Source organism: Niallia sp. XMNu-256 (assembly GCF_036670015.1).
Lineage (GTDB): Bacteria > Bacillota > Bacilli > Bacillales > Cytobacillaceae > Bacillus_BD.
This window is the reverse complement of record NZ_CP137636.1, coordinates 32,501-48,568: the sequence shown is the minus strand read 5'-3', so window position 1 is coordinate 48,568 and position 16,068 is coordinate 32,501. Positions and strand designations below refer to the sequence as shown.

The following is a 16,068-nucleotide window of genomic DNA, read 5'->3' as shown; positions in this document are numbered from 1 at the left end:
ATCATTGACAAAATTGACGATCTATAGCCACATATAAATGGGAAAAATTGCTAACCAATGCGTTCCTATTCTATTTGACGTTTATTGGAAAAATTGTTACTATGAAACTATTAAATTGTGTCGAAAAATGACGAAAAATGTAATAGATGAGCATAAAAAAATCTTAGATTGGAGGGATTAGGATGAAATCTACAGGAGTTATTCGTAAAGTTGATGAACTGGGTCGGGTTGTTATTCCCATTGAATTGAGACGTAACCTTGAGATTGGCGAAAAGGATCAAATTGAGATTTATGTTGATGATGATCGGATTATTTTAAAAAAATACAAACCAACGAGGGCTTGCCAAGTTACAGGGGAAGTTTCAGATGATAATATTCAATTAGCTGGCAGCAAATTGACTTTAAGCCGTGAAGGAGCCGAAAAGCTCTTAAAGGAGATCCAAGAGAGATTTGATCTTACAAAATAAATATTTTTAAAGGGGCTCATTATTGAGCCCCTTTTTGCCTGTCATTTTTGAACATGGTACGTATGATAGACTTCTCTTTTATTAAGATTACGGTCTTTCGCTGTAAGTTTAATGGCTTCTTTTGAAGTGTGTCCTTCTTCTATATAGCGGGTAACATGGTCTTGGACCGATAATTCATCCCACCACTGCTCTTTTTCAATGGTAAGAGGGCTTTCACCTTTTTCAATAATAAGGCAAAACTCTCCACGAACTTCTCCTTCGGAAGCCCATACAATCAACTCAGAGGCTGTTCCCCTTATAAATTCTTCAAACTTCTTAGTCAGTTCTCGACAGAGTGCGATTTGGCGATCCCCTAATACTTCTTTTATTAAGATTAATGTTTCCTTTAAACGGTGCGGAGCTTCATATAGAATAATAGTCGAAGGAATATGTAACAATTCTTCTAGCTGTTTTTTCTTTTCTTTTTTTTGACGATCCAAAAATCCAAAGAAATAGAAAGGCTGAGTAGAAATACCTGATGCAATTAACGCTGTTAAAGCTGCGTTTGCCCCTGGTAATGGGACAACAGTTAATCTTTCCTCCAAAGCGGAGACAACGATCTCATATCCAGGATCCGAAATTGTTGGCAAGCCTGCATCACTAATCAAGGCAATTTTACAACCATCTTTCAACAAATCAATGATTTTCCGACCACTGCTTTCTTTATTATGCTCATGGTAGCTCATTAATGGGGTATCAATTTCAAAATAATGACAAAGTTTTTTAGAGTTGCGGGTATCCTCTGCCGCAATGTAATCCGCCTCTTTCAAGGTTCGAATGGCCCGGTAACTCATATCCTCTAAATTACCAATTGGGGTTGGAACCAAATAGAGAATCCCTTTCATTTCTTCTCCCTCAAAGCTCTTCTGTTGCCACATAACACCCCTCCTTTTTTAAGTATTGTAATTTCCTTTTTCGGCCCCATCTTTTGAATGCGTATTCTGCTTGCATTGCCTCACGCTTAGTGGGATACCTTTTTGAAAATACTAGGTTCACTGGTCCTCTGCCACGCGTATATTTAGCACCTTTGCCTTCGTTATGAAGTTTAATTCTTCTTTGCAAATTGTTCGTATAACCCGCATAAAGGCTATTATCTTTGCAAGAAAGTACATAAAAAAAATGTTCCTCATTCTCCATATAGAATCTTCCTCATCGATTCTGTGTATTCATCATTGTCCTGATAAACAATAAGTGGAGGCATTATTTTTAAATCAGGTTTACCATCCTTCGTAGCCTCTATTAATAAAGTGTTTGCCTCTTTGCCTTCTTTTGGGTAAATGAACTGCAGTCGCTTCGGTTCCAACCGATACTTTCGCATCAATGTAATCATATCAATAAGACGACCCGACCGATGAACAAATGCTACCTTGCCCCCTTGCCGAACAAGCTGGCTCGATGCCTTTACCGCATCTTCTAACGTACATAATATTTCATGTCGAGCGATAGCAAGATGTTCATTTTCATTGATTTCCTCATTTGATGGTGTAATAAAATACGGAGGATTACAAGTAACTACGTCATATTTTCCATAGCCGAGTACACTGGGCATTTCTTTAATATCCCCATGGATCATTTCAATTCTATCGCTTAGGTGATTGTATTTAATGCTCCGGGTTGCCATCCCATACAGTCTTTCTTGAATCTCAACACCGGTAATCTTTCCTTTTGTCCGTAAGCTCAAGAATAAAGGAATGACCCCATTTCCGCTGCATAAGTCAAGTAAATTTCCCTTTTGGATTGGTACATACACAAATTTTGCCAAAAGAACCGCATCCAAGGAAAATGAAAAAACGGATGGACTTTGTATAATCCGCATATCCTTCTCGGCTAATAAATAGTCAAGCCGCTCATCTTCAATTAATTCAACCATATATGTGGGGTCCCTCCTTTCTAATTTAAGGTGAACTTCTAGATTATAGAGTAAACAATTACACTATGGTACCTTTTTTATTTGTTTATCTGTCTGGGTACTACCCGTTTTACGCTTCTCCTTTAATTTTGGCCATATTCACTCTCCCAATACTTCTGTTCATTGCTCTTCTTCATTTAGTTTCTAAAAAATAGCCTTCCCAAAGAATTAGGAAGGCTAGCTATTACTTTTTATTTAAGAAGGATAAACAAAACATACAATCTCCTTCTGTTCGTGGACTGCCGAATTGAAGATTACATATATGAAATCCTTCTTGATAGAGGCGAGCTAAATTATCATAGCCCTCTCCTATATCAACAAATCCAATTTCGTTTGAATTGGACTTCTTCTTATTCGACTTCTTTTTTTCATATTCCATGTTACGAATTTCTTCCAAGCGACTTCTCAGTATTTCATTTTCCAGCTTTAACGAGTTATTCTCTTCGAGGAATTCTGCCAAATGTTGTTTTAACTCACCAAGCTGCTGGTACAGTTGTCCAATCTGTTTTTCCATATTACTGACTGAATCAAAAATTTCCTTTTTATCCACTGGTTCCACCTCATTAATCTGTGGATTGTACCGATACAGCACCCTCTTTAAGGATTTCGTCTAAAGTATATTCTACTACACGTTCTAGTTCTGGAATGTTCACCTGTATGACTCTTTCTAAAATATTTAGTCCTACGACCTTTCCAGTACCAAGCGGAGTATCGATGATTTGGCCTAGATCTGGCAGTTGTTGCTTTGCCTCTTCATACTCATCATTTTCATATTTTAAACAGCATAAGAGCCTGCCACATAATCCTGAAATTTTCGTTGGGTTTAATGATAGATTTTGATCTTTTGCCATTTTGATAGAGACTGGTTCAAAGTCACCTAAAAACGTAGAACAACAGAGCATCCTTCCGCATGGACCAATTCCACCAAGCATTTTCGCCTCGTCTCGGACACCGATTTGCCGAAGCTCGATTCTTGTGCGGAAAATAGCCGCTAAGTCTTTTACCAACTCTCGGAAGTCGACCCTTCCATCCGCTGTAAAATAAAAAATAATTTTATTACGATCAAATGTATACTCAACATCTACTAATTTCATATCTAGTTGATGGGTGGATACCTTTTCATTACAAACTTCATAAGCTTCTTTCGCGGCACTTCTATTCTCTTTCACAATCAAGTGATCCTTTTCGTCTGCAATTCTTAGTACTTTTTTTAAAGGGAGAACAACATCCTCTTCGTCAACCTGTTTGGGGCCTATGACCACTTTGCCATATTCGACACCCCTTACCGTTTCGACAATGACGAAGCTGTCTTTTTGAATTGAGAGATCACCGGGATCAAAGTAATAGATTTTCCCCGCCTTTTTAAAACGTACACCTACAACGTCATACATTTGAAGATCCCTCCTGCAAGCTAAGCACTAGCTCCTCCATTAACAATTGTGTATTCATATTCGCTTGAAGCTTTCTCTTAGCTTCCAAAATCGTTGTCATTTGTGCTGCCAAACGCCGACCTGAAATTTTGAAAGCATACTGTCCTATCTTTGGGGCTTCACTGACATAAACCGTCTGCTCTTGTTTCCCAATTTGTATATATAATAAATCTTTATAAATAAGAAGTAAAAGATCTAATCCACGATCAATTTGTTCCTTTTCTTTAAAGTGCGGATACCATTCTTCTTGAAGAAAAACGAGTGCTTCTAAAGAACTCTTCATAAGCACTTCATATAATTTTACCACTATCTTTTGGGCTTGTGCAAACCATTCATTATTACTCAGCTCTGAAGCTTCATCTAAATTATTAGTAAGCTCTGCAATTAGTGGTGCCTTTTCACTCTTAATGCCCATTGCGATTTGCTTCTCAATAAAGTATTGAGTGGATAAGGGCTTAAATGAGAGAATTTGGCAACGCGACAAGATTGTTGGCAGCATCCTCTGTTGCTGTTCCGTGATTAAAATAGCATAGGTTTGGGGATGAGGCTCTTCGAGAAACTTAAGCAGACTATTTGCAGCATTGACGGTCATTCGGTCTGCATGATAGATCATGTACAACTTTTGGTTCGTTTCCAATCCTGTCTTTGAAAATTCCTTTTGTAATTCGCCGATCTGTTGTTTTTTGATCGATAATCCATCCGGTTCAACGATATGAATATCAGGATGATTGCCATGATTAATTCTTTTACAATTTATACAATTCTCACAAGGAATAACCTCATCCTGAGGAGATAGACAAAACAAGCCTTTCGCCAAAAGCATGGCCATTTCTCTTTTTCCTGTTCCTCTCATTCCCTCGAATAAATAAGCGTGGGCAATTCGCTTCGTTTCTAAACTATTCTTTATCATTTTTAAGACAACAGGCTGTATTTTCTGGATTTCCTCCCACGTATTTACCACACTATCACTCACTAACTTATTTATATTAATGATTTATCTTTTTATCATAGAAACTCTTTCTTATGATGTAGTTCTATTATAGCAAGAATTTGTTGAAACAAACACCTGTAATAGCATTGTTGCTACCTTGCAAAAATCCGAACCAAACAGGCTTTCCCTTTAAAATGCATAATTTTTCCTTAATTTGGGCACATTTATATAATGCAGATTTTGCAATGTAATTTTTAGGGGGAAATTAAAGTGATTTTAAGTCAAGAACAGCTTAGAGAGGAAGCACATAAGTCTGCATTGAACCATGACCCTCATATGAAGCGTAAATCATCTAAACTTTTTTGGGGATTGGGTCAATCAGATATTGAGGATTTACGTTCTTTCGTTCATCTTTTACGTGAAAAAAGAGCCTCTTGTGCCCAGCCTGCTGAAGAATGGCTCCTCGATAACGCTGAGTTTTTGGAAGAACAAGCCTTAGTCATTAAAGAGGAACTGACAAAAAAGGTCGTCAATTTACTTCCACATTTAAAGAAAACAAAGGAAGCCCGGATTTTTTCAATTTGTAAGGATTATATAAAGTATACAGATGGAAATTTAAATATGGATAGTTTTATTTCCTATGTACGTGCCTACCAGGAAGTATCCGTACTAACTATGTCTGAAGTATGGTCGATTCCAATGTTTATGAGAGTAGCTCTGATTCACCGTCTAGCTGAAGTGATGAATACTTTAAAAGAACGTCATGAAACCTGTGCTTTCGTTGAGGATGTGCTCTCCCATTTCGAGACAAGCGAGATTACCCCTGAAAGGCTAAATGAAGTATTGGAGAATTATGGACAGGAATTCCCTCTTTCGGGGCCAATGATTGTCCATCTAGTGACCCATTTACGAGAAAGAGCCGATTATACCGCTACCGTTGGAGAATGGTTAGTTTGTAAGTTGGAAAATGGGCCTGAAAGCCTTGACCATATCTTATCCTACGAATACCAGCTCCAGTCCTCATTTGGAATTTCCACGGGCAATCTAATTACAAGCCTACGAAAATTAAATCGGTGGAATTGGCATGAAACATTTGAACAGATTTCCGTTGTTGAGCAAACACTTAGAAAAGAGCCAACCGGAACCTATGCCAAATTAGACTTTTCTAGTCGGAATACCCTTCGGAAGCGGGTTGAATATTTAAGCCGTCGTTTTAAACTTCCGGAAAACCTAGTCGCAACCCAAGCCATTGAGCTTGTTGAAGCATTTGTAAAGGGTCTTTCAAAGAACCGCTCCGAACCATTGCCTCGCAAGGCTTATGTTGCCTTTTATTTATTCGAGCCAGATGGCATCGATGCTTTACGAAAGGCACTTAAAAAATGTGGAAAGCCAAAACCGGTACCTGAAACACAAATTATGCGACGTCCGGCAGCAACGTATTTCAATACTCTTGGCGGGGTTTTTGCAGGTTTTTTATTCGCATTTACTCTATTAATTGGCTGGGATCAAGTTCTTTCACCATTCCAATGGTTGGCTGTCCTCTTGGTCCTGTCATTTCCAGCATTGGAATGGGCCATAACCGGAGTACATTATTTTATAGAAAAAACGAAAGAACCCGTTCATCTGCTAAGATATGATTTTTCCAAGGAGATTCCAAAAGAAGCGGCAACAGCTGTTGTCATTCCTGTTATATGGTCATCGGTAAAAGAAGTAGAGGAATTAGCCGATCGGCTCCAATTGCACTACTTAGCCAATAAACATCAGCATCTCCATTTTGCCTTATTAGGTGATTTTGCTGATGCTGATTCAGAGCTTTGTCCAGAGGATGACATCTTCCTAAAGACGGCAGTGAAAAAGATTAGACAATTAAATCAATCTTATCCAGAAGGCTCTTTTTATTTGTTACAGAGACAAAGAAAATGGAATCTGTCTGAAAAGAAATGGATGGGATGGGAAAGAAAGCGTGGAAAGTTAGTTGAGTTTGTTGAGCTATTAAAAGGAAAAAAAGAGACAAGTTTTTCGGTTATTGAAGGAAACCTCCAAGCATTAAAAGAGGTCCGCTATATTATTACTCTTGATGCTGATACTGAGCTCCCTTTAGAAAGTGCTCATCGCATGATTGGGGCGCTGCATTACCCATATAATCAACCAAGACTAAATCCATCTGGTACAAGAGTCATTGAAGGTTACGGCATTCTACAACCGAGGGTAGCCATTAGTCATAATGCGACTACCAAATCAAATCTTGCTAATTTATGGTCTTCAGATCCAGGAATTGATCCTTACGCATTTGCCGTATCTGATGCCTATCAAGATGCTTTTGGTCAAGGGATTTTCACAGGTAAGGGAATTTTTGATCTCCATGCCTTTTACGAAGTCCTCTGTGATCGAATTCCGGAGAACCGTGTCTTGAGTCATGATTTATTAGAAGGCGGTTTTCTCCGTGCTGGATTGCTGTCAGACATTGAATTAATTGATGATCATCCTTCCCTTTTTAGCTCTTATCAAAAAAGGCTGCATCGTTGGGTACGTGGGGATTGGCAACTGCTATTATGGCTATTTCCAAAAGCCCGCAATCGAAATGGAGAACTGGCACCCGTTGATTTGTCCATTTTAACACGCTGGCAGATCTTTGATAATTTACGTCGAAGTTTACTTTCTCCGGCTCTGTTTTTTACATTGCTATTAGCATTAACCGTACTCCCGGGTTCCCCATTAAGATGGGTGTTCATTGTGATGGCAACTTTATTTATTCCTGTATTCCGATCATTGGTACCGATACAGAATGTCATACAGAATTTCAAGGGCTTTCTTTATACCCTTGGCCAAGTAATGGTTTTAATTATTACTCTGCCGTTTCAAACGGCCGTATTGCTTGATGCAATTGCTCGAACGTTATACCGTCTGATCATTTCAAAAAGGCAATTACTCCAATGGACGACGGCAGCGGAAGAAGAACGTAAACATTCCCATAATCGAAATCACATTTATGGCTTGTATGGTGGTTATCTTCTAATTGGGCTTTTCATTCTTGCAACTTTTCTCTATGAAAATACTGCCGTTAGGGTGATTGGTTTAATTCTTGCTGCTTTATGGACAAGTACACCATTCATGGTGGGGTGGTTGAACAAACCTGTGCGTCAAGAGAGACTTTCCTTTTCAAAGGAAGAAACAGAAGAGCTCCGAAAGCTCTCACGGGAGATCTGGTCTTTTTACGAGGATTATGTAACCGAGGAGGACAACTGGTTACCGCCTGATAATGTTCAAATCGATCCACCAAACGGAATTGCCCACCGAACATCACCAACTAATATTGGGTTATATTTAACCTGTATATTAGCAGCAAGGGATTTCCACTTTATTGATACACCTGGATTGATACAAAGATTGGACAGAACGTTAGATACGCTTGATAAAATGGAAAAATGGGAAGGACATCTCTACAACTGGTATGACACCGTTACACTAAAACCATTGTCCCCTATTTACGTATCAACTGTAGATTCTGGAAACCTTGTAGGTTGCCTCATTACGGTTAAAGAAGGATTAGCAGATTTACTTCATTTAAATGATGTTACTGCAGATACCAACTATAGTGAATTTGACTCATTGCAAATTGCCTTTTCAGAGGAGCTGACACCAGTTGGCTCTGGAAAAATTTTGCGAAATCCGCTTAGCGACGAATGGATTGAAAAAGGAAGAAAGCTAATTAAACGAATGGACAGAATGATTAGGGAAACCAACTTCGTTCCATTATACGATCATGATGCAAAGCTGTTCACATTGGGATACCATGTGGAGCGGCATGAACGTGATGATATTCTCTATGATTTAATGGCTTCTGAGGCAAGAACAGCAAGTTTTATTTCGATTGCTTTAGGACAAGTATCTGTTTCACATTGGAAAGCACTCGGTAGAACAATGACTAGAGTGGGAAAAAGACCTGTATTGCTATCTTGGTCCGCTACCATGTTCGAATACTTGATGCCCTGGCTCTTTACGCGCACCTATAGAAACTCCCTATGGGAAAGTACGTACAAAGCTGTTGTGGAGCGGCAAATCGAATATGCCAAGAATCGGGGCGTCCCTTATGGTATTTCCGAATCTGGCTTCTACGCCTTCGATTATCAAATGAATTATCAATATCGTGCGTTTGGGGTTCCTGGTCTAGGTTTTAAACGTGGACTAGAACAAGACTTAGTTGTGGCCCCTTACGCTACCATCCTTTCGCTTCCTTTTGCCAAGAATAAGGCCTTACAAACATTAAAGGAAATTGAAAAGTTAAATGGAAGAGGAAAGTATGGCTATTACGAAGCGATCGATTTTACGAAGAGACGCTTACCTGAAAATAAAAAACATATGGTGGTTCGCAGTTTTATGGCCCATCACCAAGGAATGAGTTTCTTAACGCTTGCCAATGTATTACTGCCGACACCGATTTATGAGCGATTCCATCGTAATAAACAAGTACGGGCCGCTGAGCTGCTTTTACAAGAACGAATTCCGAAAAAAGCACGATTTATAAAACATCCAGCCTTAACCCAAGATCATGTGGAAAATAGTAAACAAAAACAGGACGCTGTCTCTGTAAGAGAGTATCGTTCACCAAAGACGCAAACTCCTGAGGTAAATGTTCTGTCGAATGGTTCTTTTACAACGGTGGTGACGAACAGTGGAAGCGGGTTCACCCTTTATAAAGGGTTACTTGTTTCAAGATGGCGCCCTGATCCAGTTATGGACCACTGGGGGAACTATGTTTATATACGTGATATTTCAACGGATCGAGTTTGGTCTCCCTCTTACCAGCCGTGTAAAGTTGAATCATTGGATCAACACGTAGGATTTGGATTGGATAAAGCTACCTTTACAAGGATAGATGGCGATCTCAAAACATCCATGGAGATTTGCGTTTCTCCCGAATGGAATGCAGAGATTCGTCGGATCACATTAAACAATACAAGTGAAGAATCTAAGGTGGTTGAGGTAACAACCTTTACTGAATTAGCCTTAGCGAATCCAATTGCTGATGAAGCCCATCCCGCATTTAGCAAATTATTTATTCGGACGGAATTTGACCAACATGCAGGCTGTCTTGTTGCTGGTAGAAGACCTCGGGAAAAAGGCGATCAAACTTTATGGGCTGCCCATAAGATCCTTTTAGAAGGCGGTCAGATGGGAACGATTGAGTATGATACGAGTCGCTCTAGTTTCATCGGCCGTGGCTATCGCTTATCAGAACCACAAGCGATTCGTTCCCGTCTTCGTGGAAAAGTAGGGTCTGTTGCCGACCCAGCCTTCATTATGAGACGAAGGGTATCCATCAAGCCGGGCCAACAAATTCAAATGTTTGCGATTACCTCTGTGAGTGAGAATCGTGAAGAGGCCATTGAGATTGTTCGCCAGTTGACACCAGACCATTCAATGGAAAGAGCCTTTCAAATGGCTTGGAATCGAGCTCAGATCGAGTTGCGAAATTTACACTTATCAAGTAAAGAAGCGACCGAATACCAATACCTAGCAAGCCAAATTTTATACCGCTCCCCTCTTCGTAAAGAGAGTGAGAGTAGCATTTTGAACAATCAAAAAGGCCAATCTAGCCTGTGGTCATACGGAATTTCCGGTGACCGTCCAATCTTACTCGTTCGGATTGAAAATGAAAGTCAGATGCCTTTCATTGTAAAAATCTTAACGGGTCATGAGTATTTACGACGACTTGGAATTTTATTTGACCTTGTCCTGCTCAATGAATCAGCAGGTGGGTATCAGCAAAACTTACAGGAATCGTTGCAGCGTGCAGCTGAGCATGGGGTCAATCGCTTTGGTGCTGGTTCTTCCGGGGTATTTGCAATTCCCGCAAACCAATTACCAGAAGAAGATAAAAGTCTATTGTTGGCTGTATCCCGCTTAATTTTACAGGCTGGCGGAGTCAGCTTAAAAGCACAAATGCGCATTCCTAAAGACAAAGATGATGCTATAAAAAGAGAGAAATTGGTTCCTGCTACCCCTCTTGTTTCCTATTCTCCATCTTCTGATCAATATCGGCTGGAGGATACAAAAAATTGGCAGTTTTTCAATAGCTGGGGGGGATTCTCTCCTAATGGAAACGAGTACAATATTTTAATAAAAGACGGACACCACTTACCAGCACCATGGATTAATGTCATGGCTAATCCAAAATTCGGTACGTTCATATCGGAGCTAGGGACAGGCTATACATGGTGGAATAACAGTCGCGAGTTTAAGCTAACTCCATGGTCAAATGATCCCGTCCTAGATTCGCCAACAGAGACAGCCTTTTTACGAGATGAAGAAAGCGGCAAGGTTTGGTCTGTTACTCCTTCTGCTATTAAAGCGAAGGAACCTTATAAAGTCACACATGGCCGAGGGTATTCACGTTTTGAACATGAACGTAACGGAATTTTCCATGAAATGACTGTTTTTGTTCCAAGACAAGATCCGGTTAAAATTATGAGGGTTGTATTGAAAAACAATAGTGATCGACAGAGGCAGATTTCTTTAACGTATTATGCTGAATGGGTGCTCGGTGTCATGAGACCGGCAAATGCACCTTATATCGTTTCAGAGTGGAACGAGACTGCTCATATTTTAACCGCAAGAAATACGTATCAAGAGATTTTCCGTGAGGCAATTGCCTTTTTAGGCATTTTCCCTAAGGATGACAGCGGCAAACTAGTGGAAAATCAATCGTGGACAACAGATCGAACCGAATTTATTGGCCGTAACGGTTCATTGGAACATCCTGAAGCTTTCGATTATCTTTCACTAACTTGTCGAACGGGTGTGTTTCATGAATCCTGTGGGGCAATTCAACAAAAGCTCGTAATTGAGCCACAATCAGAGCAAGTTGTCTATGTACTTTTAGGCTGTGACGATGATAATGAGACTGTTGTGGAATTGGCTAACAAGTATAGTCAACCCGTTGCTTGTGAGGAGGCACTCCAAGAGGTCATCACATTTTGGGAAGACCATTTAAATCAAATTCAAGTTTCAACCCCATCTGTTAAAACCAATATTCTGCTAAATGGATGGCTATTGTATCAATCCCTTGCCTGTCGAATGTGGGCTAGAACAGCCTTCTATCAGGCAGGAGGTGCCTATGGCTTCCGGGATCAATTACAAGATTCCTTAGCGATGCTGCATACTTTGCCAGAATTAACCCGAAAGCAAATATTACTACATGCCTCCCACCAATATGAAGAAGGTGACGTTCAACACTGGTGGCATGAAGAAACCCAACGGGGAATTCGAACTCTATTCTCTGATGACTTATTGTGGCTCCCCTATACAGTATCCAGGTATATGGAGCATACAGGTGATGATAGTCTATTAGATGAAGTGGTACCGTTCCTCCATAGTGAACCACTTAAAGAAGGTGAGCATGAACGCTATGAGCCAACCGTTCAATCCTCTCAATTGGCCAATATTTACGAGCACTGCTTACGGGCTATTGATAAAGCCCTGTCACGTATTGGCGAACATGGATTGCCACTCATCGGTGTGGGGGATTGGAATGATGGCATGAACTTAGTTGGTGCCAATGGCCGTGGAGAAAGTGTTTGGCTTGGCTGGTTTATTTGTGATGTGTTAAGGCGGTTTGAGGAAATTTGTCATAACCGTGGTGATTCTGAAAAGACAAAAGGCTACATTGAGAGAAGAGAACAGTTGGTTGCCGCCTTAAATGAACATGGATGGGATGGTCAATGGTACCGCCGGGCCTTTACTGATTCTGGGGACTGGTTAGGTTCCATTGAAAATGATGAATGTCGAATTGATGCCATTGCCCAATCCTGGTCCGTCATATCTGGTGGTGCCCCGGAAGAACGTGCCCAACAAGCGATGAATTCATTTGACCGTGAACTCGTTGAACGAGAATTATCAGTTGTTCGCTTGTTAACTCCGGCTTTTGATCAAACAGAACCGAGCCCTGGTTATATTCAAGGGTACCCACCAGGTCTTAGGGAAAATGGCGCCCAATATACTCATGGGGTCATTTGGGGAATTGTTGCTTGGTGTCAGCTTGGAAATGGGGATAAAGCGATGGAAATGTTCAATATGCTGAACCCGATGAATCACACCCGAACCGATCAAGAGGTTAAACGATATGTCGGAGAGCCATACGCAATGGCAGCCGATGTGTACACCGCTATACCAAATGAAGGTCATGCAGGCTGGACATGGTATACCGGTGCCGCAAGCTGGATGTACCAAGTTGGGATTGAGTGGATACTCGGTATCCGACGTCGTGGAGATAAGCTTGTAATTGACCCGAAAATTCCTCGGGATTGGCCTGGTTTTTCAGCTTCTTATCGCTATGGAAATACGGTCTATACAATTGAAGTTGAAAATCATACAGGATCCACTGGAATTAAAGTTGATGGAAAGGGAGTTGATTTAATTAATGATTCCCTTGACACTGGTTTCGCGATCGAACTCCTAAACGACGGTAATGAACATTTTGTCGTGATTCGATTATAAGAATACCTTCCCCCATTCTTTGAATGGGGGTTTTCTTGGTTGATTTGTAAGCAGCACGCGGACCTAGAAACCCTTTCTCTTATTTGACCGGATTTCTACCCGAACTTAATACCCCATTTTGCCTGCCTAACTAGTTAAATATTTCCTTTGCTCTATCCAAAAATACCTCTTTTACATCTGCAAATACTTTATTAAATTCCTGGTTTGCATCTACTGTCACGATTCTCTCAGGGAACCTCTTTATAACAGCCTCATAACCTTCTCGAACCTTCTTATGAAAGTGAATTTCCTCTAAATCCAGCCTGTTGACCTCTCTCCCTTTATTTTTACGAATCCGACTCAAACCAATTTCAGGATCCAAATCTAAGTATATTGTTAAATCTGGCATAAAACTTCCAATTGCAAATTCGTTGATCGATAAAACCTCATCAATGCCAAGCTCTCTAGCATAACCTTGATAAGCTAAACTGCTATCAATAAACCGATCACATAAGACAACCTTTCCCTCCTGTAACGAAGGGATGATTCGCTCAACTAAATGCTGTCTTCTAGCTGCAGCGTAAAGCAATGCTTCCGTGCGGCCATCCATTTTTGTATTTTTTGTATCCAAAATAACTGAGCGTATTTGTTCAGAGATATCAATTCCACCCGGTTCCCTAGTAACAATAACCTCTCTACCGATACTTCCGACAAATTCCTTTAAATTTTGAATAAGCGTAGATTTTCCAGAGCCTTCTACACCTTCAAGAGTAATAAAATAACCCATTTGTCCTGTTTCCTCCAACTCACTGTTTTTCAAAAATATAGATTAATCGCTTGTAAATTCTCGGATTCCCTTGAAACCTTGCCCCAGTTTCGATTAAACCTTCTATTTGCTCAACAACTGTTTCTGTGATTCTCTCTCCAGGCATTAATATCGGAATTCCTGGTGGATAAGGAGTAACTGGCTCTGCAGCAATTCCATCTATTGATTGCCTTAAATTAACCTCTTTTACCTTCCATTGGGTAAATTGATTTGAATGAATGACTAGAGTTGAAACTCTTGGCTGATATTTAGATTTAATGATTGTCCTTCTCTGTATTTTATAGGGGTTTAATGAACTAGCTATGGTATCAACTACCTTATCGAAGGGAAAGTCCATCCCCCTTTTTAAAAGTGGAAGAACGAGTAAGACATTAGCTGGGTCAGCCATTTCTGTATAAATACCTTTTTCTTCAAACAAAGATTGCATTTGAAATCCACTTAATTCATTCGCTGTTTGAATGGTAAGTTTAAGCAAATCCCCTTCACTGCTCTCAAGTACATTAATTTGATCCAATTGATGGAGTTTATTTTTAAAAGTTTCTATTTCCTTCTTTAAGTATTCATGATCGTCATCCTCATAGGTCGCTGCATAGCTTCTCGCTAGATCAAGTGAAGCTAAAATTGGATAGGACGGACTGCTTGACTGCAAAATATGAAGGTATTTTTCTATCGATTCAACTGAAATATATCGACTATTTATATGTAAAAACGAACCCATGGTCATGGCAGGGAGAGTTTTATGTGCAGATTGAACGACTATATCAGCTCCTAATTGAACGGCTGATTTTGGATATGCCCCCCCTGTAATAAAATGAGCACCATGTGCCTCATCAACCAAAACAGGGATATTCTTGCTATGCGTGATTTTAATAATGCCTTCAAGATCATTAACCTGTCCGTAATAATTCGGATATGTGAGAACAAGCGCCTTAGCATTTGGAAACATATCTAGTGCATGTTGAACCATTTCTCGAGAAACTCCTTGAGAAATAGCCCATTGTTCATTGTATTCAGGGTCTAGGAAAACAGGTTTGCCCCCTGCCAATTCAATCCCATTAAGGACAGACTTATGACTATTTCGCTGAACTAGTACCTCATCATTCTCTTTTATAGCAGCCAATATCATAGCTAGATTGCCTACCGTTGATCCATTTACTAAGAAATAGCTCTTATTAACTTTATATAAAGACGCCAAAAGATCCTGAGCTTCTTTTATAACTCCTTCAGGGCAATGAAGATCATCTAAACCCGTTAACTCAGTTACATCTAAATTAAGTATGTCATGAAAATATGAAAACGGTTCTGTAAAAATTATCCCCTGTTTATGCCCTGGAACATGGAAGGAAATTGGATGTTTCTTAATATGATTGATTAATCTATTATATAAAGGGGTTATTGAATGATTCATTATACACCTTACCTTTTCTAATTCATTATCCAATCCTCATTCATTTTATCAAACCAAACATAATGTTCAACATTCATCTTATATAAAAGTATGAAGAGACATACAACCAATGAAAAGGGTAAACATACAATATTAATCAAGTAAACTATATGATTTAATTTTCGCAATGTTGTATATATTAATGTTGCAATGGGCAACATAATGATATGGAGGTGAATCGAGTGAATTCAGCGACAAGGGACGAAAGAGGAGAAGTATGTGTGATTTGTGAAGTTCATAAAGAAAAGGGAATCCATCTGTATACTTCATTTATTTGTTCAGATTGTGAAAAGGATATGATTGCGACTGAAACAAATGACCCAAAGTATAAATACTTTCTGAGTAAGTTAAGAAAGGTAACAGCACCAGAGATCTTTTCTTAGTAAAAAGAGCACCTGATTTTAGATGCTCTTTTTACTGTGAAAACGAAAAAGAGTATCCAAATAAAAAGGATACTCTTTGTTTGCCTGGCAACGTCCTACTCTCACAGGGGTAAAACCCCAACTACCATCGGCGCTGAGAAGCTTAACTTCCGTGTTCGGGA

At 39.7% G+C, this 16,068-nt stretch carries 11 protein-coding genes and 1 rRNA gene (1 of these 12 running past the window's edge); 3 read left to right on the top strand and 9 right to left on the bottom strand.

What is annotated here, in order from left to right:
• Positions 1-182: 182 nt before the first annotated feature.
• Positions 183-467, top strand: coding sequence for an AbrB/MazE/SpoVT family DNA-binding domain-containing protein (locus R4Z10_RS00210; RefSeq protein WP_338471261.1), 285 nt, complete (start codon positions 183-185; stop codon positions 465-467).
• A gap of 41 nt (positions 468-508) precedes the next feature.
• On the opposite strand, the gene rsmI is transcribed toward R4Z10_RS00210, so the two are convergent.
• From rsmI to holB, 6 genes are all read right to left on the bottom strand, one after another.
• Positions 509-1,384, bottom strand: coding sequence for a 16S rRNA (cytidine(1402)-2'-O)-methyltransferase (rsmI, locus tag R4Z10_RS00205; RefSeq protein ID WP_338471260.1), 876 nt, complete (start codon positions 1,382-1,384; stop codon positions 509-511).
• Positions 1,362-1,643, bottom strand: a complete 282-nt coding sequence (locus R4Z10_RS00200; protein ID WP_338471259.1) for a GIY-YIG nuclease family protein — start codon at positions 1,641-1,643, stop codon at positions 1,362-1,364. Before R4Z10_RS00200 ends, rsmI begins: the two co-directional genes overlap by 23 nt.
• Positions 1,633-2,376, bottom strand: coding sequence for a tRNA1(Val) (adenine(37)-N6)-methyltransferase (locus R4Z10_RS00195; protein WP_338471258.1), 744 nt, complete (start codon positions 2,374-2,376; stop codon positions 1,633-1,635). The genes R4Z10_RS00200 and R4Z10_RS00195 overlap by 11 nt, the downstream gene beginning before the upstream one ends.
• A gap of 223 nt (positions 2,377-2,599) precedes the next feature.
• Positions 2,600-2,965, bottom strand: a complete 366-nt coding sequence (gene yabA / locus R4Z10_RS00190) for a DNA replication initiation control protein YabA (protein WP_338471257.1) — start codon at positions 2,963-2,965, stop codon at positions 2,600-2,602.
• Between the two features lie 13 nt (positions 2,966-2,978).
• Positions 2,979-3,806 carry a stage 0 sporulation family protein gene (locus R4Z10_RS00185; protein ID WP_338471256.1) on the bottom strand — a complete coding sequence of 276 codons (828 nt, stop codon included), beginning with the start codon at positions 3,804-3,806 and terminating at the stop codon, positions 2,979-2,981.
• The gene (gene holB / locus R4Z10_RS00180) at positions 3,799-4,806 is read right to left on the bottom strand and encodes a DNA polymerase III subunit delta' (RefSeq protein WP_338471255.1); all 1,008 of its coding nucleotides are present in this window, start codon (positions 4,804-4,806) and stop codon (positions 3,799-3,801) included. The genes R4Z10_RS00185 and holB overlap by 8 nt, the downstream gene beginning before the upstream one ends.
• 240 nt (positions 4,807-5,046) lie before the next feature.
• Between holB and R4Z10_RS00175 the strand changes: the two genes are divergently transcribed.
• The gene (locus tag R4Z10_RS00175; RefSeq protein WP_338471254.1) at positions 5,047-13,272 is read left to right on the top strand and encodes a glucoamylase family protein; all 8,226 of its coding nucleotides are present in this window, start codon (positions 5,047-5,049) and stop codon (positions 13,270-13,272) included.
• A gap of 130 nt (positions 13,273-13,402) precedes the next feature.
• Here R4Z10_RS00175 and tmk read toward each other — a convergent pair whose 3' ends face one another.
• Positions 13,403-14,038 (bottom strand): dTMP kinase, encoded by a 636-nt coding sequence (gene tmk, locus R4Z10_RS00170; protein ID WP_338471253.1) that lies wholly within the window; start codon positions 14,036-14,038, stop codon positions 13,403-13,405.
• Between the two features lie 19 nt (positions 14,039-14,057).
• Positions 14,058-15,485, bottom strand: a complete 1,428-nt coding sequence (locus R4Z10_RS00165; RefSeq protein WP_338471252.1) for an aminotransferase class I/II-fold pyridoxal phosphate-dependent enzyme — start codon at positions 15,483-15,485, stop codon at positions 14,058-14,060.
• 221 nt (positions 15,486-15,706) lie between these two features.
• Between R4Z10_RS00165 and R4Z10_RS00160 the strand changes: the two genes are divergently transcribed.
• Complete coding sequence (locus R4Z10_RS00160; protein WP_338471251.1) at positions 15,707-15,907, top strand: sigma factor G inhibitor Gin; 201 nt, start codon at positions 15,707-15,709, stop codon at positions 15,905-15,907.
• A gap of 82 nt (positions 15,908-15,989) precedes the next feature.
• On the opposite strand, the gene rrf is transcribed toward R4Z10_RS00160, so the two are convergent.
• Positions 15,990-16,068 (bottom strand): 5S ribosomal RNA (gene rrf / locus R4Z10_RS00155) (it continues 37 nt past the right edge of the window).

What these genes read in the sequence shown, in the direction of transcription:
- R4Z10_RS00210 (WP_338471261.1), top strand. Translation starts at nt 183, where the DNA reads ATGAAATCTACAGGAGTTATTCGTAAAGTTGATGAACTGGGTCGGGTT.
- rsmI (WP_338471260.1), bottom strand. Translation starts at nt 1,384, where the DNA reads ATGTGGCAACAGAAGAGCTTTGAGGGAGAAGAAATGAAAGGGATTCTC.
- R4Z10_RS00200 (WP_338471259.1), bottom strand. Translation starts at nt 1,643, where the DNA reads ATGGAGAATGAGGAACATTTTTTTTATGTACTTTCTTGCAAAGATAAT.
- R4Z10_RS00195 (WP_338471258.1), bottom strand. Translation starts at nt 2,376, where the DNA reads ATGGTTGAATTAATTGAAGATGAGCGGCTTGACTATTTATTAGCCGAG.
- R4Z10_RS00185 (WP_338471256.1), bottom strand. Translation starts at nt 3,806, where the DNA reads ATGTATGACGTTGTAGGTGTACGTTTTAAAAAGGCGGGGAAAATCTAT.
- tmk (WP_338471253.1), bottom strand. Translation starts at nt 14,038, where the DNA reads ATGGGTTATTTTATTACTCTTGAAGGTGTAGAAGGCTCTGGAAAATCT.
- R4Z10_RS00165 (WP_338471252.1), bottom strand. Translation starts at nt 15,485, where the DNA reads ATGAATCATTCAATAACCCCTTTATATAATAGATTAATCAATCATATT.